This is a genomic window from Thalassolituus maritimus, assembly GCF_900156675.1.
GTDB lineage: Bacteria > Pseudomonadota > Gammaproteobacteria > Pseudomonadales > Oceanobacteraceae > Thalassolituus > Thalassolituus maritimus.
This window is the reverse complement of record NZ_FTOH01000007.1, coordinates 174,931-195,823: the sequence shown is the minus strand read 5'-3', so window position 1 is coordinate 195,823 and position 20,893 is coordinate 174,931. Positions and strand designations below refer to the sequence as shown.

Sequence of the window (20,893 nt, the reverse complement as noted above, 5' to 3'; positions counted from 1 at the left end):
GGGTAGAGAAGAAGGGCCAACAATAAAAATAACAAAGGCCTGGGTGACAAATGTTTTGAATGCGCATTGAGCGCCGACAACAACAATAAAAAATGAGGCAGGGGATGCCCATTCAAAACATCTGTCGACATGGTAGTCGGGCATAACAATAACAACATCCGGCACAACCCGACTCAGAAAGCCGCACTGGCCCCAATCAGTGCGGCTTTTTCTTTGTCTGCTACCTCCCCTCCGGGCCAGCCTCAACTGTTTACTTTGTGTCCGCTCCGGCTTAGCTGTAAACTCGCTCGCAGATTAACCAGAGAACCACTTCTATCGTGACCCTGATCAACCGAGTCAAAAAACTGTTCAGCCAGAAAGCCGATGCTGACGATGTACAGCTGCGTGTGATTCCGCGCGACGAGCATTCTATCTCCCGCACAAACATCAGTGAGCCTGCGCTTAAGGTGCTCTATCGACTGCGTAAAGCTGGCTATGGTGCCTATCTGGTGGGTGGAGGTGTCCGCGATAACCTTCTGGGTTTGTCACCTAAAGATTTCGATGTGTCGACGGATGCGACGCCAGAGCAGGTTAATGCTCTGTTCCGCAACTCACGCCTGATTGGTCGTCGGTTTAAGTTGGTTCATGTGGTATTTGGCCGCGAGGTCATTGAAGTCGCGACATTCCGCGCCCCGCCCTCTGACGAACATTCGGACAAAGTATCCCGCCAGGGCGATCAGGGTATGATCCTGCGCGATAATGTCTACGGTAACAAAGACGAAGATGCGATGCGTCGCGACTTCACTATCAATGCCCTTTACTACAACATCGATGACTTCAGTGTGCACTCTTACGCTGGCGGCTGGGAAGACCTGAAAGCCAAGCAGATCCGCCTCATCGGTGATCCGGCAACACGTTATCGGGAAGACCCGGTGCGCATGCTCCGTGCCATCCGCTTTGCGGTAAAACTTGGCTTCGACATCGAAGCGAAAACGGCCGCGCCGATTCGCGACATGGCACCACTGATGACTCAGATCCCTGCAGCGCGTCTGTTCGAAGAGTCTCTGAAACTTATTCTGGCAGGCAACGCACTGGAGACTGTGCGCATGCTTCGTGACTATCACCTGTTCGAACCTCTGTTCCCGTCTGCGGAACAACGCATGCAGGAAGACGATTACGCCGTGTCTTTGATCGAGAACACCATGCGTAACACCGATGCCCGTATTCAGTCGGGTAAGTCGGTAACACCGTATTTCTTCCTGGCTGCACTGCTCTGGCCGCAGCTGAATAAAGTGCGTCAGAAGTACGAAGACGATGGCATGGCGCCCCACCCTGCCCAACAGAAAGCCGCCGACAAGGTGCTTCAGGAACAGGTGAAAGCGACCGCGATTCCAAAACGCTTCTCGATTCCGATGCGTGAAATCTGGGAAATGCAGCTACGCCTGCCGAAAACACGCAGCCGCAAAGCTGCCGAGCTGACTCAGCATCCACGCTTCCGTGCCGCTTACGACTTCCTGTTGCTACGTCAGCAGTCCGGCGAAGACCTGCAAGAGCTGTGTGATTTCTGGACCGAAATCCAGAAAGACCATCCACCAGCCGCGAGTCGTTCACACGACAGACGCAACGATGGTGCAGGCGAGCGCAATGATGGGCAACGCCGCCGTCGCCCGCGTCGTCGTCGCAACGGCAATAACAACCGTAGCTGACCCCAATGACCACGGTTTATATCGGGCTTGGGGCTAACATCGACGGGCCCATCGAGCAGATTCATATCGCCCTGCGAACACTGAAAGCTCTGCCAGAGACTCAGCTCATCCGCTGCTCTTCTCTTTATGGCAGCGCGCCGCTTGGCCCTGAAGATCAGCCCGACTACGTGAATGCCGTCGCCGAACTTGAGACAACTCTGGCGCCTCTGGATCTCCTCGATGCCCTGCAGGCGATTGAAAAGACCCAGGGCCGGATAAAACACCGCCACTGGGGCGAACGCTGCATCGACCTCGATATCCTTCTGTACGGCAATGAAACACTGAATTCAGAACGCCTGAATCTTCCTCACCACGAAATGGCGAACCGCTCTTTCGTGGTGACCCCATTACTGGAGATTGCGCCGGATCTCACCTTACCTGACGGGCAAAGGCTCAGTCAGATCCAGCCTGAATTTGACGGCGATCTGCACAAGTTGCAATCGCCCGTTATTGACTTATAACCCACAATCCGCACCATACGCCCATTACCCGCGTATCGGGATTACCGGAGAACAAACAGCATGAGCGCTATCAGCATCCGCACGTTACAAAGCATGAAAGACAAGGGTCAGAAGTTTTCTGTACTGACCGCGTACGATGCCACCTTCGCCCAACTGGCCGCCGATGCAGGTGTTGAGGCTCTGCTGGTTGGTGATTCACTCGGTAACGTAATTCAGGGCCAGACCAGTACGATTCCAGTCACACTGGAAGAAATGGTCTATCACACGGCTGCTGTAGCACGTGGTAACGCCCGCGCTGAACGCCAGGCACTGATCATGACCGACCTGCCATTTATGACTTACGGTGATATAGCAACAGGCGTAGACAGCGCTCGTGCTGTCATGCAGGCCGGTGCTCACATGGTTAAAGTCGAAGGCGATGACTGGCTGGTGCCACTTGTAGAAAGCCTGGCTCGTCAGGGCGTACCTGTATGTGCCCACCTCGGCCTTACGCCGCAGGCAGTTAACAAAATGGGCGGTTATCGCGTTCAGGGCCGTGAAGAAGAGAAAGCCGACGCCATGGTCGCGCACTCCATTGCTCTGGCCGAAGCCGGGGCCGATATTATCCTGCTTGAGTGTGTTCCCAGCCCTCTGGCGAAGCGCATTACAGAAGCGGTTAACGTACCTGTCGTCGGCATTGGTGCAGGTTCAGACACAGATGCTCAGGTGCTGGTCTGCTACGACATGCTGGGCCTCAATACTCAGCACATCCCGAAGTTTGTGAAAAACTACATGACCGGTGGCCGCAATGTGCCAGAGGCGATCAAAGCCTACGCTGACGAAGTCCGCGATGGCAGCTTCCCGGCCCCAGAACATGGATTCGATGCATGATCACCGTCCATACCATTGCCGAACTGCGGGAACACGTCCGCAACGCTCGTATGAGCGGAAAACGTATTGGTTTCGTACCGACGATGGGGAACCTTCACGCGGGCCACATCAGCCTGGTTGATCGCGCCAACGCTGAGACCGATTACGTCGTCAGCAGCATTTTCGTGAATCCGCTCCAGTTCAACGACAAAACTGATCTACAGCGCTATCCACGCACCCTGCCACAGGATCAGGAAAAGCTCGCTGCGGCCGACTGTGACCTGCTGTTCGCACCGGACGTCGACGAGATGTATCCGAACGGCCAGGACGAGCAAAGCATTGTCCACGTGCCAGTGGTCTCTGAAGGCCTGTGCGGTGGCAGTCGCCCAGGGCACTTCGATGGCGTTTCTACGGTGGTCACCAAGCTGTTTAATCAGGTACTGCCTGATGCCGCCTTCTTTGGTGAAAAAGACTTCCAGCAGGTCGCTGTGATCAAGAAAATGGTCAACGACCTGTGTATTCCAGTGGAGGTGGTCACCGTCCCGACTGCCCGCGCGGAAGACGGACTGGCCCTGAGTTCACGCAACGGCTACCTGACGGACGAAGAGCGCCAGCTTGCCACCGGACTCTACAAGACACTGAACGAAATTGCCGACGCACTGAACGCCGGTGAGTCACTGGAAAATAGCCTGAGCGCGGCTAGTCTTCGCCTTGAAGAGCGCGGATTCCGCCCAGACTATGTCGAAGTAAGATCCGCCACAGACCTGAGCCCAGCGGTATCAGGGGTTGCCGAGGTGGTCATTCTGGGGGCAGCATTTTTAGGCAATGCGCGCCTTATTGATAATCTGGTCGTAACGTTGAATCGCGGGATTGTTTAGGGCATACTTCCGCGCCTTACGCCTATAGGCCAGAAAATGAACAGTTCAGACAGCCGCCAGAAACACGTGTTTCAACGCGGATTTGGATTGTCCGAACAGAGAACTTGAAGGGTTTACCCATGCAAACCATCATGCTGAAAGCCAAGCTTCACCAGGCACGTGTGACTCACTCTGTGCTGAATTATGAAGGCTCTTGTGCCATTGACGGCAAGCTGCTCGAACTAACGGGCATGCGTGAGTTTGAACAAATCCAGATCTACAACATTGATAACGGCCAGCGCTTCACCACCTATATCATTCGTGGCGAAGACGACTCAGGCATTATCTCTGTAAACGGTGCAGCTGCGCACCACGCCAGTGTTGGCGACCGCATCATCATCTGCGCTTATGGCAACTACAGCGAAGAAGAACTGGCAACCTTTAAGCCAAAGATGGTGTACATGAACGAAGACAACACTGTCAGCCACACCAGCTTCGACATTCCGGTTCAGGTGGCCTGATCACACGATCACTGCCAAACTGACCACAAAGGCCGCCTCCGGGCGGTCTTTTTTTGCCCGTTGATTACCCACACCGTATACTCAATTCAATAATTACGGAAAAAGTGCAGGAAAACCAATGGGATACACAGGAAGCCTGACGCAGTCAGCAGCGTGGAAAGACCTTCAGGAACACTACAGCCGCATCAGTGATCACCACATGCGTGACTGGTTTAACGAAGACCCCAACCGCTTTGACACCTTCCAGCTTGAAGCTGCAGGCCTGACCCTCGACTACTCCAAAAACCGCATCACCGAAGACACCATGTCTCTGCTGCTGAGCCTTGCCCGTGAGCAGGACCTGCCAGCGAAAATCGGAGCCATGTTCAATGGCGAAACCATTAACCGCAGCGAAAACCGTCCGGCACTGCACACCGCTCTGCGTAACTTCGGCGACCGCGACATCATGGTCGACGGCGAAAACATCATGCCAGAGATCCGCGAGACAGTTCATCGCATGGAAGAGTTCTGCTGGAAGATCCGTCGTAACCAATGGCGCGGCTACACCAACAAGCCTTTTACTGACGTGGTATCCATCGGTATCGGTGGTTCGTTCCTCGGCCCGAAACTGGCCTCCAGCGCGCTCAAGCCCTACTGGGACAGCCGCCTGAACATTCACTACCTTGCCAACATCGACGGCTCGCACATTACTGAGATTCTGAAGCGACTTGATCCAGCGACCACCCTGTTTATTATCCAGTCGAAGTCCTTTGGTACTCAGGAAACCCTGAAGAATGCCAATGCCTGCCGACAGTGGTTCCTTGATAACGGCGGTACCGAAGGCGACCTGTGCAAGCACTTCACCGCGGTGTCTTCAAACGTCGAAAAAGCCACAGCGTTTGGTATTTCTGAAGAGAATATCTTCCCGATGTGGGACTGGGTCGGCGGTCGTTATTCGCTCTGGTCGGCCATCGGTCTTCCGCTGGCACTGGCCATAGGGATTGATAACTTCCGCGACCTGCTGCGCGGTGCTTACCTGATGGATGAGCATTTCCGCACGGCCCCACTCGAACACAATATGCCCGTCATCATGGCCTTGCTGGGTGTCTGGTACGTTAACTTCTTCGGTGTGAACTCACACGCCATCCTGCCGTACGATCACTACCTGCGCTCACTGCCTGCGCACCTGCAGCAGCTTGATATGGAAAGTAACGGCAAAAGCGTGACCATTGATGGCAGCAAAGTGAATTACAACACCGGCCCGGTGATCTGGGGCGGTGTGGGTACCAATGGTCAGCACGCGTTCCACCAGCTGTTGCACCAGGGCACGCACTTCTCGCCTTGTGACTTCATCATGCCGATGAACAGTCACAACCCGATTGATAACTTCCATGCGATGCTGGTATCTAACTGTCTCTCGCAGAGCCAGGCGCTGTTGCAGGGCAAATCGGAAGACGAAGCCATCGAAGAGTTGGTTGCTTCAGGCATGAGCAAAGCCGAAGCCATGGTGCTGGCGCCACATAAAGTGATTCCGGGTAACCGCCCGTCCAACACGCTGTACTTCCCGAAATCGACGCCTCAGGTGGTTGGTGCACTGATTGCGCTTTACGAGCATAAAGTTGCCGCACAGGGCATGCTCTGGGACGTTAACTCATTCGACCAGTGGGGTGTGGAGCTGGGTAAAAAGCTCGGCAACAAAGTACTCGATGCTCTGGAATCACAAAGCGCGCCGGACGGTTTCGACGGATCGACCAATGGTCTGATTAACGCCTTCCATCGCATGCAGAAGCTTCTGTAACCCGGAACACCCCCAGAATGTCTGAGTGCAGCACGTTGTAAATACATCCCTGTAAACTCTGTGCCAGCATCCCTGCTGGCAAAGGCTGCAAACAGCCATTCTGGCGCAGTTGTTACCTCCGCAATAATTTTATTGCCGGCGCCCATGCCAACAAGGGCCGCTTCATGCTTCACCCAAGACCGCGATCACCTCCGCGGTGGTGGAGTCCAACATGCGGCAGCGACACACACGACAAGTTAAGCTGAACCGGTGTAAAATGCGGCGCTTTAACCCCTCGGTCTGGTGTTACCTATGACAGCGCATTCATCATCGTTTCATGCCATCGAATGGCGCGGCCAATCGCTGCATCTTTTAGATCAGCGCGTACTGCCGCACACTCACACAGTGCATGAATACACCACCGCCAATGATGTTGCTGATGCCATCCGTGACATGGTCGTGCGTGGCGCACCTGCCATCGGTATCACCGCCGCCTACGGTTACGCACTGGATGCTTTAAACGGCCGTGATCTTGGCGAAGCCTATAAAGTATTGGCAGAATCCCGCCCAACCGCCGTTAACCTGTTCTGGGCACTGGAGCGCATGGCCAGCCTGGGTACCGAAGACCCACACGCACTGGTCGCCGAAGCGAAAAAGATTCACGAAGAAGACATCGCTGCTAATTTGGCTATGGGGCAGTTTGGCGCTTCGCTGATTAAAGAAGGCAGCCGCATTTACACCCACTGCAACACAGGCGCACTGGCAACCGGTGGCCACGGTACCGCATTGGGCATCATCCGCTCGGCCTACGCCGACGGAAAAATCACCCAGGTATACGCCGGTGAAACCCGCCCCTGGCTGCAAGGCGCACGCTTAACCGCATGGGAGCTGATGCAGGATAATATTCCGGTGAAACTGGTGTGTGATGGCGCAGCCGCGCAACTGTTCCGTGCTAACGGCGCAGACTGGGTGATTGTCGGTGCCGACCGCATCACCGCCAACGGCGACGTTGCCAACAAAATTGGTACTTACAGCCTGGCAGTTTTAGCCAAACACCACGGCATGAAAGTCATGGTTGCCGCACCGACCACGACTTTCGACCTGACACTCGACAGCGGCAATGCCATCCCGATTGAACAGCGCCCGATGTCAGAAGTGACGTCTCTTAACGGCCAGCCAATTGCGCCAGAAGGCTGTGAAGCGATCAATCCATCGTTCGATGTTACACCGGCGGAGCTGATCGACGCTATCGTGACCGAGAAAGGCTTTGTCGAAAATCCAACGGTGGAAAATATCGCCGTTATGGTCAACAGCTGAGCAGGTAGCGACTTATGACTGCTTACAACAAAGCCGCATTCAACAAGGCAGACTTCCAGAAAGCCGCCGAAGAACTCTGCCGATACGGCCGTATTCTCTACGGTAACAACTGGTCGCCCGCCACCAGCTCAAACTACTCTGTACGCTTGAACGAAGACGTCTGTGCCCTCACCAGCTCCGGCAAACACAAAGGCGAGCTGACCCCAGCCGATATTCTGGCGGTGAACATGGACGGCAAACCACTGTCAGAAGGTAAGCCTTCGGCAGAAACCGGCCTGCACACGCAACTGTATCGACGCGATGGCAATATCGGCGCCGTGCTGCATACGCACTCACCGACCGTCGTGTTACTGTCGCAGATCTGGAAAGAAAACAGCCTGAGCATTACTGGCTGGGAACTGCAGAAAGCTTTCGCTGGCGAGACCACCCACGAAGGTATCGTCACCTTCCCGATTTTTCCAAACGATCAGGACATCGACCGCCTGTCTGCGCAGGTAGAAACGCATATGCAGGAACACGGTCAGGGACATGCCTACCTGATCCGTGGCCACGGGGTTTATACCTGGGGCAAAGAACTCGCAGAGTGTTACCGCCATCTTGAGGCGCTCGAACACCTGTTAGGTTACCAACTCGAATTATTAAAAATACGCCAACCGTGAGGCCACTATGAGCGTACTCCGCGTATACACAGACCACGACGTCACCAACCTGTTGTTCACCACCGACAACAAAGAAAAAATGGCCGCAAAACTGGCAGAAGCTGGTGTGCGTTACGAACAGTGGGAAACCGACGCAGAACTTGAGCCGGGTGCGCCACAAGAAGAGGTCATCGCGGCCTACCAGAAAGACATCGACCGCCTGAAGAAAAACGATGGCTACCAGACGGTGGACGTTATCAGCCTCAGCGCCGATCACTCTCAGAAAGGCGAATTCCGTCAGAAGTTCCTGAGCGAACACACCCACAGCGAAGACGAAGTACGTTTCTTCGTCGGTGGCGAAGGCCTGTTCACCCTGCACATCGGCGAAAAAGTCTACGAAGTGCTGTGCACCCAAGGCGACCTCATCAGCGTGCCAGCGAACACCACCCACTGGTTCGACATGGGCCCGAACCCGAACTTTATCGCCATCCGCCTGTTCAACAACCCGGAAGGCTGGGTCGCGAACTTCACCGGCAGCGATATTGCCGACCGCTTTAACCGTTTAGAAAACTGATTCCGCTATGCAGAACGTCAAACTGATCCTGACCGATATCGAAGGCACCACGTCTTCGATCTCTTTCGTTAAAGACGTACTTTTCCCGTACGCGGCAGACCACCTGCCCGCGTTCGTAAAAGAAAATATTAACGACGAAAAAGTTCAGACCGCCCTGCAACAGACGGCAGAACTCGCTGCAGAAGACGGTGACGCAATTAATGCAGACAATACGGATGCACTCATCGCCAAACTGATGCAATGGATCAGCGAAGACCGCAAAGCCACCCCACTCAAAGCCCTGCAAGGCCTGATCTGGAAAACCGGGTATGAAAATGGCGACTACCAAGCGCACATCTACCCGGACGCCACCGAATACCTGAAAAAATGGTACGACAGCGGCCTGCCACTGTACGTTTATTCCTCAGGCTCGGTAAAAGCCCAGGAACTCTTCTTCGGCTACTCGCAGGATGGCAACCTGCTGCCTTTATTTAAAGGCCATTTCGATACCTTGATGGGCGGCAAACGCGAGACTCAGTCTTATCGGAATATCCTTGCTGAACTGCAGAAAACACACGCCGGATTAAACGCCAAAGACGTGCTGTTTTTGTCAGACATCAAAGAAGAACTGGATGCCGCGAAAGAAGCCGGAATGCAGACTGTGTGGTTGGTTCGTGAAGACGGCATACCGGCGGATGCTGAGCATAAAGCCGTGAAGGGTTTTGCAGAGATCTGAGATTCTTCTACTGGTTTGATGCGCGCACTGCGCACCCTACCGCGCCTCCCTTGTGAGAGGGGATCATATCCCCGACGCGGCTTTGGTAATCAAGAAACCTCTCGAATAAACCATGGGGTTTGCAGTGCACACCTGAATTGCTCTCAAGCACCATAATTCCACGCAGTCTCGCCACGCCGATATATCGCCACAGCTGCTCGCTCAGACATATATTGAAAAAGCTCTTGCTCCCAACACGACTTATGGAACTTACCTAAAGTCCTCTCTACCTCAAACTGAAAGACTTTTGGCTCAACCTCATTAGCAAATTGCCAGAGGTCGACGATAGCCTCTTTTCGACTGCGCAAAAGCTCAGGTGTCGGAATTTTATCCCGCTTCTCGTTATTCACTTTTCGTGCGGCAGGCAAAAGATTCCACAAATCGTTATTGCGCCAGAGAGAGAACGGCAACGCATGATCTACGTCCATGGTTGCCAAAGTGATTTTCTTATCACTCCAGACACAGGATAGGTTTTCACGCTCTTCATACATACGCCGGGCGATACCCTGCTCGCGCTCAGGTAAGCCTTCTTTCAGCAGATAAGGTAAAGTCACACCGCGCTGAATCGCAGGGTCGTTAGTCGCTGAGAATTTTTCACAAAGCTCTGACCAACGTAGAATCAGAGAGTCTCTGATCCAATGACTGGAAAGACAAAATTCCCGCCATAGATCCACCTGCAGCATTACCTGCCCGGACTGATATCGGAACATTCCTCCTTGAGCAGCATGTTTAACCGGACCATCTCTCAGAGCGGTTCTGATAGCAGAAAAGGTAAGCCGCAATTTACGGGCAATATCGTTAGACAGAGTTCCCTTCTTCCATGCCAGCGTAAATAAGGTGTATGCGATATCAGGATCTGGATCAAAATATTCCTGACATAAACGACTTAACTCACCCAACTCGCTCCGGAAGGTAATCGCTCTCGCTGAACCTGAATGATCGGTAGTGCTCTGCGGAATATGCACTGGCGCCGTGACCAATGGCCAGTAATACGCTAACCAACACTCTGCCAGAGCTTCAATCGGCATCCCAACATAACCATCCGGAAACCAGGTCACTGCATTCTCATCACGCTCTGCGATATCACAGAATGCCCGAAGTAAAGCCAGTTTATAAGTAGCGACTTTTCTATCGTTTCTTAGTACAGATTCAATGCGATCTAAAGGACGATTAGCCTCAGTGGACTTCTCAAAAATCAGAGTATTCCACGCATACCCAGGGCGACCGAGACTGTCAGTGTCTTGAGTATGACTGATAAATGTGAATCCAATCTGTTCAGCAATTAAGCGAATTCGTTCTGGATCAGTAGGAACAAAGAGTCGTCCATCAGGATCACGGAAGTCTTCATCGAGATCATCTCTGGTAGCGGGAATCGAGAGTAGTAAGCGACCTCCTACTTTCAGGAGATTTCTGATATCGAGAAATGCCTCTAGCTGCTGCCCTTGAGGAATATGCATAAGGACAGCACTGCACACTACGCCATCGAATTTCTCGTCTACTGAAAACCCAGGAAGTACACCAGACCAAAGGCAGCTGGAAAGAGATGGATAACGTTGAATTGCAGCCCGCCTGAGTTCTTCGACAGGCTCGATTCCAAATGCATTATACCCAGCAGCAAGCAGTGCACGGAGGTCACGTCCAGAACCACAACCAACATCCAGAATCTGCGAAGCCGGCTTTGGAAAGGCCAGTGAAAAATATTTCGATATCGGGCTATCGATGGCGTCGTAGCGACTAATTACATCGCTGACATTATGGCTATAGAACTTCGCCGTTTGGTCATCCATTACGAGTGATACTCCTTACTACCTCACTCGAAACACTCTACCTGACGATTGACGTTATGTATAACATGCCTCAACCTCAGCTTGATACGGTCACTTCTGGATCATTACAGCACGCTGAAAGTTAACCGACTTTGATGCTGATTCCAGCAGCAATAAGAGCCTTGGCGGCTTCAACGGAAGCAGCCTTAGCGCCCCTAATACGGGGCTGATATAAATGATCTGCTTCAATTGAGATAGTCAGCTTATAGCCATCACTCTCCCACATGTTTTTCAACTCGATCAGTCGTTCTGTGCACCCTACAGTATCTGGCTTAGAAGAAGTCTTGGGGTTCGTAGAAGATGAACATGGAGATGCTGTCAATTCAGTTATCTCTAACTCATTGTTTCCATGAGTTCTAACATGCCGGATATCCGCAACTACCCCTTCTGGCATCTGGAAACCATCTAAGCCGAACAAAATGCTTTGCATGTGATCACATACAGCATCTTCCGCATGCTCGGTACCGTCGCAATAGGTTGTCTGTTTACTCCAGCATACGCCCAATTCATGGCCATTTAAGGTGACCTTGCAGGATACTGTTCCATATCCGGTTGGTAGCTTTGCATTTCCGAATCCATCTAGTTTCTTACACATCGCTTTCTCCCTGCGTAACGCTTTTCGTGAATCCAGTTTGTTAGAACTGAGACTTAACAGCAATTGAAAACTGGCATTCTGCGACAGGGAATAGGACGTCCCCTAAATGATGGCGCAATCAGGCTATCGACCCACAATAAACGTCGTCCCTCGCACCACCTTTTCATCGCCTGCCGCAATTACAAACTCAATATCACTGCGATACGCACCGCGACTCAGCGCCGCTGTGTCCACACACACCTGATATTGCTGCGTTGCGACACCATTTTCTGGCACGAGCAGTGTTGCAGGCCCCGAAAGTTGGGCCTGTTTCAGGCCTTGTATCGCGACAGCGACGCGGTGGCTGCCCGGTGCAAAGTATTCAACTTCGAGCTGGTAGCTGTTGCAGGTCTGGTCGTTCACCGTCTGGTAGTAAAGCTGTTGGCGGTCGCGTTGGATATCAACGACGATGCTATCCCGCTGGGCTATAAAACTACCCAGAACAACCACAGCCACACTAATCACTACGCCGTAGGCCAGAGTGCGTGTTCGCAGGATAGGGCTGTTACCCGTGCGGATCTTTTCTACCGAGTTGTAGGTAATTAGTCCTCGCGGCTTTTTAATTTTATCCATGACGCTATCGCAGGCATCAATACAGGCACCGCAGTCGATGCAGGCAGCCTGCAGGCCATCGCGAATGTCGATCCCCGTTGGGCATACCTGTACGCAGAGGCTGCAATCAATACAGTCGCTGCTTCGTGTTTTGTCGTAGGTAACGGTCCGGGTGTTGTCATCGAACATAACGCTCTGAAAGCGCGAGTACGGGCAGGCATGCAGGCATATTTTTTCGCGCACCAGCCCCGCGTTCAGGTAAGTGAGTGCTGTCATGGTGATGAGCCAGATGCCTGTTGTGAGGCTCGCCTCACCCAGTAGGGTTTCAGGCACTAATTCACGAACAGGTACAAAGTAGCCGGTGAAGGTGATGGCAGTCGCGGCGGCCAACAGTAACCAAAGTGCATGTTTACTGACCCTGCGCAGGCGTTGCTCTGTGGTGAGGCCTTTTTCATCCATGCGCTTACGCGTCCAGGCTGGGCCTTCGGTCACTTCTTCGACGCGCAGGAACAGCCAGGTCCAGACACTTTGCGGACACGCTGTACCACACCAGATTCTGCCCACCACAGCCGATGCCGCAAATAACGCAATGGCAGCGATAATGAGTACACCCGCAAGTACCGGGAAGTCGTGCCAGCCCCATTGGGTGCCAAAGAAATATAGCCTGCGGTCTTCAATCGAGAACAGTAACGCCTGCTGCCCATTGATGTTGACCCAGGCAAGGCCAAAGTATGCGAGCAGCAGCGGCCAGCTGATCAGGCGGCGCAGTGTCTGAAAGCGGCCGGAGAATAACCGTACGTGTATCTTCTCTCCGGACTGAGCGGGAGTAATATCCAGTGCTGGAATTCTTTGCATACCTGTTACCTCCTCAGATTACAGCTTTCTCTCTATGCTGAGGTGAGGGTACGCGCCCTATCTGTACCACAAAAGGCACACTTTTATAAAATTTAAGTGGTACAGTTAACCTTATGAAGATTCATCAATATCAGATTCTCGAAGACTTACTGGCTGAGCAGATAGTCGAAGGCAGATTGAATGCCGGCGACAGGCTGCCTTCTGTAAGAGTGTTATGCGAGAGACATGATCTTGCGAAGGGGACTGTGCTGCACGCGCTGAGCCGCCTGGAGGCGCGCGGGTTGGTTGCCGCAAGACCTCGGTCTGGATATTACGTTACTGAACGCGGGGCTCCCGTGTCAGCCACACCCCGCCCGGCTGCACCCGTTAACGCCAGGGTCAGTCCATTGCTGATGGACTTAATGCAAAATGGAGCGGCTTTTGATTTAGTACCCGGCGCCGGAGGTGAAAACACACAAGGGCTGGAGTTATTAAACCGCTCAATCAATCGCGTAATGCGACGCCAACGCGGTCAAAGCCACCTTTACTACGATGACCCTTCGGGCTCGGTCATTCTTCGTGAGCAGCTCGCCATGCGATATCTGCGCCGCGGCTGTAAACTTACTTACGAAGATTTCATTGTTACTTCCGGGTGTCAGAATGCTTTGTTTCTTGCACTAATGGCGACCTGCAAAGCCGGTGATGTAGTCGCTGTAGAGTCACCCGGATTTTATGGTGCGCTTCAACTGCTGGAGCAGTTACAGTTAAAAGTGATAGAAATCCCTTCATCACCGCTGACAGGTATGTCAGTCGATGCTTTACAGCAGGCCGCAGAAAAGTGGCCAGTTAAAGCCTGTATCGTTTCCCCCTGCTATTCGACACCCGCGGGGGCAGTCATGCCTGATCCGGCGCGCAAGCAATTTTTGCAGCTAGCAGAACAGCAGGACTTTGCGGTGATTGAAGATGATATCTATGCCGATACGGCGCTTTCGTATACGCCTGATCCACTTAAGAAACTGGATCAGTCTGGGCGTGTCATTCTATGTAGCTCATTCTCAAAGTCTTTATCCCGAGACCTGCGCATCGGCTGGATCAGTGGTGGCCGCTGGCAACAGGCATTACTGCAATTAAAGCTGGTTACTCAATTAGCCAGCCCTTTAAGCGTACAGAACGGGCTTGCGGAGTTTATCTCCAATGGGGACTACGATTCGCATCTGAAACGACAACAGAAATGCTTACGCCAACAAAGCGAACACCTCTTAAATCATGTCCGTGACTGGACTGCAGTTACGAATGTTGAGGTCCCGGAGGGAGGTTTAACTTTATGGATCGAACTTGAGCCGGATCAGGATACTTCGGCTTTGTTTTCAAAATTGAAAAACGAGGGCGTTTTTATCGCACCTGGGGCACTTTTTTCAACAAAGAATAAATTCAGTAACTACCTTCGCCTGAGTTTCGCACACCCCTGGAATGACCACCGACAGAAGGCTCTGTCGGTGATCGGTAAGTTACTCAGCTAGCTGGTTCAGATAGTTAGCTCAGTTAAGACACTCAGTACCTGATATCAGGCGCTGCGACGACGCTCCATATCGTTGTCGTATTTTTCAGCCAGAACTTCTTTCTGATTATCGGTCAGTTCTTTACCTGCCACCTGAAAAACTTCCTGCTCTTCTTCCTCGAGATGGTGTTCGACAAGATGCTTCAGGTCTTTAAACTTTTGCAGCCACTGTGGGCTACTCATGTCGATAGTTTCCAGCTCTTCTACCAGATCATCGATGTCTTTGTGCTCTGCAACGCTGTGGCGCGCTTTATCCTGGCTATTATCGTGCGCCATTAACTTTGAATAAAAATGGCGTTCCTCTGCGGCAGCATGTTCGGTCAATTCTTCTTTAAGTAGCTTCATCTGCTCTCTTCTGACCGATTCATCACCCGAAGTAGATGCAATGCTATTCATCAGTTCACGTTGTACTTCATGGTCTTCACGTAGTTTTTCAAATATCGTGCTCATGGTGTTCTCCTGAATTGATGCTTCCTGAAATTTATCGCGGTTGCCTTAATTCAGTTGCGATAAGAATCAGAAAGTTCAAAAAAAAAGCCCGGCAATGCCGGGCAAGAGAAGCTCTGAGAAAACACTCAGAGAAGGTTCATGCGAGATTCTCAACCGAGGTATTTCGCATGAAAGCGGAGATGCTCTTCAATAAAACTGGAGATGAAAAAGTAACTGTGGTCATACCCTTCATGACGACGGAGCTTCAGTGCGTAGCCGGATTCTGCGGCGGCTGCTTCCAGCGCTTCAGGCTTCAGCTGCTCGACGAGGAAGTTATCCGCAAGTCCCTGATCCACCAGCAAAGGTAATTGCTTATCCGCATGACGAACCAGATAACTGGCGTCGTGCTTCGCCCAGGCAGCCTTATCAGCGCCAAGGTAATTACCCAGCGCTTTTTCGCCCCAAGGGCAATCCATGGGATTACAGATCGGGCTGAAGGCGGAGATACTGGTGTAGCGATCCGGATTATTCAACGCCAGTATAATCGCACCATGACCACCCATTGAATGACCACTGATAGCGCGTTTATCCGTCACCGGAAATTCGGCTTCAATCAGTTCAGGCAATTCTTTAACGACATAATCGTACATCTTGTAATGTTCAGACCATGGCGTTTCGGTCGCATTCACGTAAAAACCTGCGCCCAGTCCAAAATCGTAAGCGCCGTCAGGGTCGTCGGGTACGCCTTCACCGCGAGGTGATGTATCCGGCATCACAATCGCCATACCTAATTCGGCCGCCACGCGCTGCGCACCCGCTTTGTGAGTGAAGTTCTCATCGGTACAGGTGAGGCCAGATAACCAGTAGAGCACAGGTACATTTCTGACTTCAGCCTGCGGAGGCAGATAAATACCGAAGCGCATCTCACAGTTAAGCACCGCAGAACGGTGCGTAAACTGTAGCTGACGACCGTCAAAACAACGGTTTTCGCTGACTTTTTCCATGACTTAATACCCAGGGTTCAGTAATGAAGTACGGTACGGATGCTTTTACCTTCGTGCATCAGGTGGAAGGCTTCATTAACGTCATCCAGTGGCATGGTATGCGTAATAAAATCACTCAACTTAAATTCGCCAGCGAGATAACGTTCGACGTAATCCGGCAGCTCAGAACGGCCTTTTACTCCGCCGAAAGCGGAGCCTTTCCAGACGCGCCCGGTCACCAGCTGGAACGGACGGGTAGAAATTTCCTGACCGGCACCGGCAACACCAATAATGACCGACTCCCCCCAACCTTTGTGGCAGCACTCAAGCGCAGAGCGCATAACGTCAACATTACCAATACATTCAAACGAGTAGTCGACGCCACCATCGGTCAGTTCAACAATGACTTCCTGAATCGGTTTGTCGTAGTCTTTCGGGTTAATACAATCGGTCGCGCCCAATTGTTTCGCCAGGTCGAATTTGCTTTCGTTAATATCGATGGCAATGATGCGTGATGCTTTTGCCATGGTCGCACCGATAACCGCCGACAGACCAATACCACCCAGACCGAAAATAGCGACAGTCGCACCCTCTTCTACTTTGGCAGTATTCATCACGGCGCCCATACCGGTCGTGACACCACAACCAAGCAGGCAGACTTCTTCCAGAGGTGCTTCTGGATTTACTTTGGCCAGTGAGATTTCCGGCAGTACCGTGTATTCAGAGAAAGTCGAGCAACCCATGTAATGGAAGATCGGCTTGCCGTTCTGGCTGAAGCGGCTGGTACCATCTGGCATCAGACCTTTGCCCTGAGTTTCCCGTACCGCCTGACACAGGTTGGTTTTGCCGGACAGGCAGAACTTACACTTACCGCACTCTGCGGTGTACAGCGGAATCACGTGATCGCCTACTTTCACACTGGTCACGCCTTCGCCGACGGACTCAACGATACCACCGCCTTCGTGGCCCAGAATCGCAGGGAAAATACCTTCAGGGTCATCACCAGACAATGTAAAAGCATCGGTGTGGCAAACGCCAGTCGCGACAATCTTCACACGGACTTCACCTGCTTTGGGCGGTGCAACCTGAACTTCTTCAATAGACAGCGGCTCGCCGGCTTTCCACGCAATGGCAGCACGACAGGTAATAGTCTCGGACATGGGAGGTCTCCTTATTATTCCGGAATTCGGTGTTTTAACTGCGAACATTGTAGTTCGTTACCAAATAGAGATAATCTAGCTTTCTATAAAATCACTATTACATATTGGTAACAATGAACCTTTGGCAAGGCGTGAACGAATTTGTCGCGGTCGCTGAATCGCAGAACTTCACCAAGGCCGCGGCTGAGCTTTCAATCTCAACCGCACAGGTGAGCCGTCAGGTCCGTATGCTGGAAGAGCGATTGGGCATCAAACTGCTGTACCGGACGACAAGACGCGTACACCTGACCGAAGCCGGACAGCTCTACTATCAATCCTGTCGCCCGTTAATAGAAGCTTTGCAGGGCGCGGAGCATGCGGTGCAGCAGCTTCAGAGTGTGCCGCAGGGGTTAATCCGTCTGACGGCCCCAGTGACCTACGGCGAGCGCCAGCTGGCGCCAGTGTTAAATGCTTTTCTGGAGCAGTATCCGGATATACGCCTGCACTGTGAGCTGACCAACCAGAAGATGGATCTGATTGCCGACGACTACGATATTGCGATCCGGCTTGGCAAAATTGATACCCCGGACCTGGTCGCGCGACGGCTGGGCAGTCGTCAGCTATTTACCTGTGCGTCGCAGGCCTATCTGGATGATGCTGGCATTCCTGAGACACTCGACGCGCTTCGCAATCACAACTGCCTTGTCGGCACGCTGGATTATTGGAGATTCCGCGATGAACAGGGTGAGCGCATTCTGCGGGTGAATGGACGCCTGAGATGCAACAGTGGTGAAGCCCTGTGCGATGCTGCAATGCGAGGTTTAGGCATTGTTCAGCTGCCGAACCATTACGTGGGTGACGCATTAAAACGAGGTGAGCTGGTTGAGGTACTGACCCCTTTCCGCCCAGAAAAAGAAAGCATCTCGGCGTTGTATCCGCCGGGTCGCCAGCTGTCACCGAAAGTGCGGGTGTTACTGACGTATCTGACGGAGCATCTGGGGCAATAACCTCTAACGAAAATAAAAAAGCCCCGGCGTACCGGGGCTCTCTCTTTAGCAACGTATACCGGCTATTAACGGCTGATCAGAGCCAGCTCGGCGTCTTCGTTCAATACCGTCCACCAGATATTGTCGTCGCTGTCATAACCGAGCAGCGGCTGTTCAGCACAGGCACCTTCACGCGCTGGCGGCGTGTCGACATAGCTTTCCAGCCACATACCATCGATGATGCAACTGGCATCAGCCAGAGGCTGCCAGTCTTCGCCATTGTGTTGCGCCAGAATCACACTGCCACCCGACACACCTGCTGATGCGGTAAAGGCAACGGCGTAAGGGTCAGACACAGCGTCAGAGATGTCCCAGGATTCAGTGGCTGTGGCTGGCAGCACCACAGCTGGCTTCGCCATGTCGTTGCCGTCGCCGTCTTTCACAGTCAGACCTGTGTCAGCCTGCATATCTTTTGGTTCACCGTAGTCGCCCTGATACATTCCGGTCTGGTTCTGAGTACCTGACACAATAAGAATGTCAGAAGCCGTTGCGTCAGTGGCAGGCGTCCAGCTCAGAGTCACATGCTCCTTCAGGTCAACGGTCACTTCCGGAATCAGCAGTTCGCCTGCTTCGCCGTCAGGAATAGTGCGCATGCCGGAGTTCAGGTTTGGCGTCCAGCTTTCGTGATACTGATACAGCCACTGATAGGCGAGGCGGGTAAGGTCAGTCAGTGTTTCAGCACGGCTGAAGCCGGGCGTATACCCCATATCACGAGTGCGGGTATCCGTGCGGTTAAATGTATCGTTGGTACCGCCGACCAGACGTGCCGAGGAGCCGTCATCAGCCAGACAGTGGTCCGTCACATAACTCGGCTGGAACACCATCACAGCACGGGTGCCCTCTGGGATATTGTTCGGATAGATAACGGTTTCACAGCGATTGGTAGTTCGGCTGAACTGATCCATAAGATGCCAGTCTGCATCGAAGTCCTGATCGGCATTATTGTTCTGTGCCGTATGTTCAGCGTAGTAAGACGAATAATCGACACGGTCATTATCAAACGCGAGCACACTTGAATTCACATCAAAATGATCTGAACCTTTACTCATGGTGGCGTTTTTCTGAGAGACGATCATCTGCACCAGCTCACGCTCACCGTAGCGGAATTCATAACCTTTATATGATGCGTTGCCTGACAGAATCTGGGTGTACACATTCATGCGATAGTTACCGCCTTCAGGCGTAGAACCAGACGGAAACGCTGTCTGCGCAGTATCACGTGCAATCAGTGAGCGCTGGTACTGGTGCTCATGGCCCTGAACGTAAATCACATCGTGTTCAGAGAAGAACGCGCGAATTTCGTCTGCGACACTGTATACCCAGTCGTCATCTTTCGTGCCTTCGACGATCTGTTCACGAGTCAGACCGTATTTCGCACCGATCAGGCCATCGTGACTGGCGACAACAATGTGATCGACGTTTTCCCGGTTTTCTTCGACCACATTTTCGATCCACTTAATCGCCAGCGGCAGGTTGTAGTACGCGAGGCCGATGATCAGAACGTTTTCGCGGATAACGTAGTAGTTCACCCATTCATAGCCCGGCATATGCACCGCATCTTCCGGAATGAATTCACGCATGGCGTTAATCCAGCCGGTGGTGTACGAGTAATTGAGTTCGTGGTTACCCATTACTGGTAGAAATTCCATGCCCTGCGCTTTGTACGGACGCGCGACGCTGGTCCACTCTTCCCATTCAACCGCAGAGCCTTTGTCTGTCAGGTCACCTACTGGTATCACCAGATCCACACCCGCTGCCAGCTGATGCTTGAGCACCTCATCCATCGGGTGCATCGCCACATGGGCCTGCCCGGTTGCGTCTGAACCACCCTGAGTATCTGGCAGTACGCCTACCGTGAAAGCACCGAAACGCGCTTCTTCGGTGACGTCTTCATTCTGAGGCTCCTCTGTCTGTGGAGCTTCGACGACTGGCGTATCGAGACTGGTATCGGGTGTTTCAGTGTTGTTACTACTGTTGTTGCTATCGCCACCACAAGCTGTCAGTGCCATTGCGGCAGCCAACAGGCCCAGGTGAGCCATTACTTTAGAATTATTCATGGATTGTCCCCCAAATTTCTGGAGGACTCAGTAAGCCCACAGGCAATGTCGTTTCTATGACAGCCAGGTCGCCCCTAACATCCATACAGGCCAGATTGCTGATAAGGAAACGAGCACAAGCACTGATGCAATGTCATCAATAACTGATTTTTATTCGCAACAGACTGTTGTTGTCACCTTATCGACATAACAAAGGCGTAAACGCGCGTAGCACGGCTTGTATGACATTCCTGAGACTATAATTCAAAGAAACAAGCATTTATGTGTTCCAGCAGCAGAACGCAATTTATTAACTGAACGCTCTGACGTCCCACACTTCTATACAAAAATAAATACGAATTATTCTTAATTGCAATAAAATACTGCAGCTTACCCACTTATGCT

19 protein-coding genes are annotated in these 20,893 nt (G+C 52.4%); 12 read left to right on the top strand and 7 right to left on the bottom strand.

The window, feature by feature from the left end; genetic code table 11:
- Positions 1–317 precede the first annotated feature (317 nt).
- From pcnB to mtnC, 10 genes are all read left to right on the top strand, one after another.
- Positions 318–1,685, top strand: a complete 1,368-nt coding sequence (pcnB, locus tag BW941_RS12600) for a polynucleotide adenylyltransferase PcnB (protein WP_076516582.1) — start codon at positions 318–320, stop codon at positions 1,683–1,685.
- A 5-nt stretch (positions 1,686–1,690) separates the two neighbouring features.
- Positions 1,691–2,185, top strand: a complete 495-nt coding sequence (gene folK / locus BW941_RS12595; protein WP_076516579.1) for a 2-amino-4-hydroxy-6-hydroxymethyldihydropteridine diphosphokinase — start codon at positions 1,691–1,693, stop codon at positions 2,183–2,185.
- Positions 2,186–2,245: 60 nt separating this feature from the next.
- The gene (gene panB, locus BW941_RS12590; protein ID WP_076516577.1) at positions 2,246–3,055 is read left to right on the top strand and encodes a 3-methyl-2-oxobutanoate hydroxymethyltransferase; all 810 of its coding nucleotides are present in this window, start codon (positions 2,246–2,248) and stop codon (positions 3,053–3,055) included.
- Positions 3,052–3,912, top strand: coding sequence for a pantoate--beta-alanine ligase (gene panC / locus BW941_RS12585; RefSeq protein WP_076516575.1), 861 nt, complete (start codon positions 3,052–3,054; stop codon positions 3,910–3,912). Before panB ends, panC begins: the two co-directional genes overlap by 4 nt.
- A 119-nt stretch (positions 3,913–4,031) precedes the next feature.
- Positions 4,032–4,412 carry an aspartate 1-decarboxylase gene (panD, locus tag BW941_RS12580; RefSeq protein WP_076516573.1) on the top strand — a complete coding sequence of 127 codons (381 nt, stop codon included), beginning with the start codon at positions 4,032–4,034 and terminating at the stop codon, positions 4,410–4,412.
- Between the two features lie 118 nt (positions 4,413–4,530).
- Positions 4,531–6,189 (top strand): glucose-6-phosphate isomerase, encoded by a 1,659-nt coding sequence (gene pgi / locus BW941_RS12575; RefSeq protein ID WP_076516571.1) that lies wholly within the window; start codon positions 4,531–4,533, stop codon positions 6,187–6,189.
- A gap of 291 nt (positions 6,190–6,480) precedes the next feature.
- A complete protein-coding gene (gene mtnA / locus BW941_RS12570; protein ID WP_076516569.1) occupies positions 6,481–7,485 on the top strand; it encodes an S-methyl-5-thioribose-1-phosphate isomerase in 1,005 nt (334 codons plus the stop codon).
- A gap of 14 nt (positions 7,486–7,499) precedes the next feature.
- On the top strand, positions 7,500–8,144 hold the full coding sequence (locus BW941_RS12565; RefSeq protein WP_076516567.1) for a methylthioribulose 1-phosphate dehydratase: 645 nt from the start codon (positions 7,500–7,502) through the stop codon (positions 8,142–8,144).
- Positions 8,145–8,151: 7 nt separating this feature from the next.
- Positions 8,152–8,697, top strand: coding sequence for a 1,2-dihydroxy-3-keto-5-methylthiopentene dioxygenase (locus tag BW941_RS12560; protein WP_076516565.1), 546 nt, complete (start codon positions 8,152–8,154; stop codon positions 8,695–8,697).
- Between the two features lie 7 nt (positions 8,698–8,704).
- Entirely contained in the window at positions 8,705–9,412 is a 708-nt protein-coding gene (gene mtnC, locus BW941_RS12555) for an acireductone synthase (RefSeq protein ID WP_076516563.1), read from the top strand.
- A 143-nt stretch (positions 9,413–9,555) separates the two neighbouring features.
- Here the strand turns inward: mtnC and BW941_RS12550 are convergent, their stop codons facing one another.
- From BW941_RS12550 to ccoG, 3 genes are all read right to left on the bottom strand, one after another.
- Complete coding sequence (locus tag BW941_RS12550; protein ID WP_076516561.1) at positions 9,556–11,238, bottom strand: class I SAM-dependent methyltransferase; 1,683 nt, start codon at positions 11,236–11,238, stop codon at positions 9,556–9,558.
- Positions 11,239–11,359: 121 nt separating this feature from the next.
- Entirely contained in the window at positions 11,360–11,872 is a 513-nt protein-coding gene (locus tag BW941_RS12545; RefSeq protein ID WP_076516559.1) for a hypothetical protein, read from the bottom strand.
- Positions 11,873–11,995: 123 nt separating this feature from the next.
- Positions 11,996–13,318 (bottom strand): cytochrome c oxidase accessory protein CcoG, encoded by a 1,323-nt coding sequence (gene ccoG, locus BW941_RS12540; RefSeq protein WP_076516557.1) that lies wholly within the window; start codon positions 13,316–13,318, stop codon positions 11,996–11,998.
- Positions 13,319–13,431: 113 nt separating this feature from the next.
- On the opposite strand from ccoG, the gene BW941_RS12535 reads away from it, so the two are divergent.
- Positions 13,432–14,817, top strand: a complete 1,386-nt coding sequence (locus BW941_RS12535; RefSeq protein WP_076516555.1) for an aminotransferase-like domain-containing protein — start codon at positions 13,432–13,434, stop codon at positions 14,815–14,817.
- Positions 14,818–14,861: 44 nt separating this feature from the next.
- On the opposite strand, the gene BW941_RS12530 is transcribed toward BW941_RS12535, so the two are convergent.
- From BW941_RS12530 to BW941_RS12520, 3 genes are all read right to left on the bottom strand, one after another.
- The gene (locus tag BW941_RS12530) at positions 14,862–15,305 is read right to left on the bottom strand and encodes a hemerythrin domain-containing protein (protein ID WP_076516553.1); all 444 of its coding nucleotides are present in this window, start codon (positions 15,303–15,305) and stop codon (positions 14,862–14,864) included.
- A gap of 149 nt (positions 15,306–15,454) precedes the next feature.
- Entirely contained in the window at positions 15,455–16,288 is an 834-nt protein-coding gene (gene fghA / locus BW941_RS12525) for an S-formylglutathione hydrolase (RefSeq protein ID WP_076516551.1), read from the bottom strand.
- A 17-nt stretch (positions 16,289–16,305) separates the two neighbouring features.
- On the bottom strand, positions 16,306–17,427 hold the full coding sequence (locus BW941_RS12520) for an S-(hydroxymethyl)glutathione dehydrogenase/class III alcohol dehydrogenase (protein WP_076516549.1): 1,122 nt from the start codon (positions 17,425–17,427) through the stop codon (positions 16,306–16,308).
- 113 nt (positions 17,428–17,540) lie between these two features.
- Here BW941_RS12520 and BW941_RS12515 point away from each other — a divergent pair, with 113 nt between their 5' ends.
- Positions 17,541–18,413, top strand: coding sequence for a LysR substrate-binding domain-containing protein (locus BW941_RS12515; RefSeq protein ID WP_076516547.1), 873 nt, complete (start codon positions 17,541–17,543; stop codon positions 18,411–18,413).
- 65 nt (positions 18,414–18,478) lie between these two features.
- On the opposite strand, the gene BW941_RS12510 is transcribed toward BW941_RS12515, so the two are convergent.
- Positions 18,479–20,509, bottom strand: coding sequence for a metallophosphoesterase family protein (locus BW941_RS12510; protein WP_245820102.1), 2,031 nt, complete (start codon positions 20,507–20,509; stop codon positions 18,479–18,481).
- Positions 20,510–20,893 lie beyond the last annotated feature (384 nt).

Bases quoted from the DNA above. Each gene is read 5' to 3' on its own strand.
- fghA (WP_076516551.1), bottom strand. From the start codon at position 16,288: ATGGAAAAAGTCAGCGAAAACCGTTGTTTTGACGGTCGTCAGCTACAG.
- BW941_RS12515 (WP_076516547.1), top strand. From the start codon at position 17,541: ATGAACCTTTGGCAAGGCGTGAACGAATTTGTCGCGGTCGCTGAATCG.
- panB (WP_076516577.1), top strand. From the start codon at position 2,246: ATGAGCGCTATCAGCATCCGCACGTTACAAAGCATGAAAGACAAGGGT.
- mtnC (WP_076516563.1), top strand. From the start codon at position 8,705: ATGCAGAACGTCAAACTGATCCTGACCGATATCGAAGGCACCACGTCT.
- BW941_RS12565 (WP_076516567.1), top strand. From the start codon at position 7,500: ATGACTGCTTACAACAAAGCCGCATTCAACAAGGCAGACTTCCAGAAA.
- BW941_RS12510 (WP_245820102.1), bottom strand. From the start codon at position 20,509: ATGAATAATTCTAAAGTAATGGCTCACCTGGGCCTGTTGGCTGCCGCA.
- pgi (WP_076516571.1), top strand. From the start codon at position 4,531: ATGGGATACACAGGAAGCCTGACGCAGTCAGCAGCGTGGAAAGACCTT.
- folK (WP_076516579.1), top strand. From the start codon at position 1,691: ATGACCACGGTTTATATCGGGCTTGGGGCTAACATCGACGGGCCCATC.
- BW941_RS12535 (WP_076516555.1), top strand. From the start codon at position 13,432: ATGAAGATTCATCAATATCAGATTCTCGAAGACTTACTGGCTGAGCAG.
- BW941_RS12560 (WP_076516565.1), top strand. From the start codon at position 8,152: ATGAGCGTACTCCGCGTATACACAGACCACGACGTCACCAACCTGTTG.
- mtnA (WP_076516569.1), top strand. From the start codon at position 6,481: ATGACAGCGCATTCATCATCGTTTCATGCCATCGAATGGCGCGGCCAA.
- BW941_RS12520 (WP_076516549.1), bottom strand. From the start codon at position 17,427: ATGTCCGAGACTATTACCTGTCGTGCTGCCATTGCGTGGAAAGCCGGC.
- BW941_RS12530 (WP_076516553.1), bottom strand. From the start codon at position 15,305: ATGAGCACGATATTTGAAAAACTACGTGAAGACCATGAAGTACAACGT.
- ccoG (WP_076516557.1), bottom strand. From the start codon at position 13,318: ATGCAAAGAATTCCAGCACTGGATATTACTCCCGCTCAGTCCGGAGAG.
- BW941_RS12545 (WP_076516559.1), bottom strand. From the start codon at position 11,872: ATGTGTAAGAAACTAGATGGATTCGGAAATGCAAAGCTACCAACCGGA.
- panD (WP_076516573.1), top strand. From the start codon at position 4,032: ATGCAAACCATCATGCTGAAAGCCAAGCTTCACCAGGCACGTGTGACT.
- BW941_RS12550 (WP_076516561.1), bottom strand. From the start codon at position 11,238: ATGGATGACCAAACGGCGAAGTTCTATAGCCATAATGTCAGCGATGTA.
- panC (WP_076516575.1), top strand. From the start codon at position 3,052: ATGATCACCGTCCATACCATTGCCGAACTGCGGGAACACGTCCGCAAC.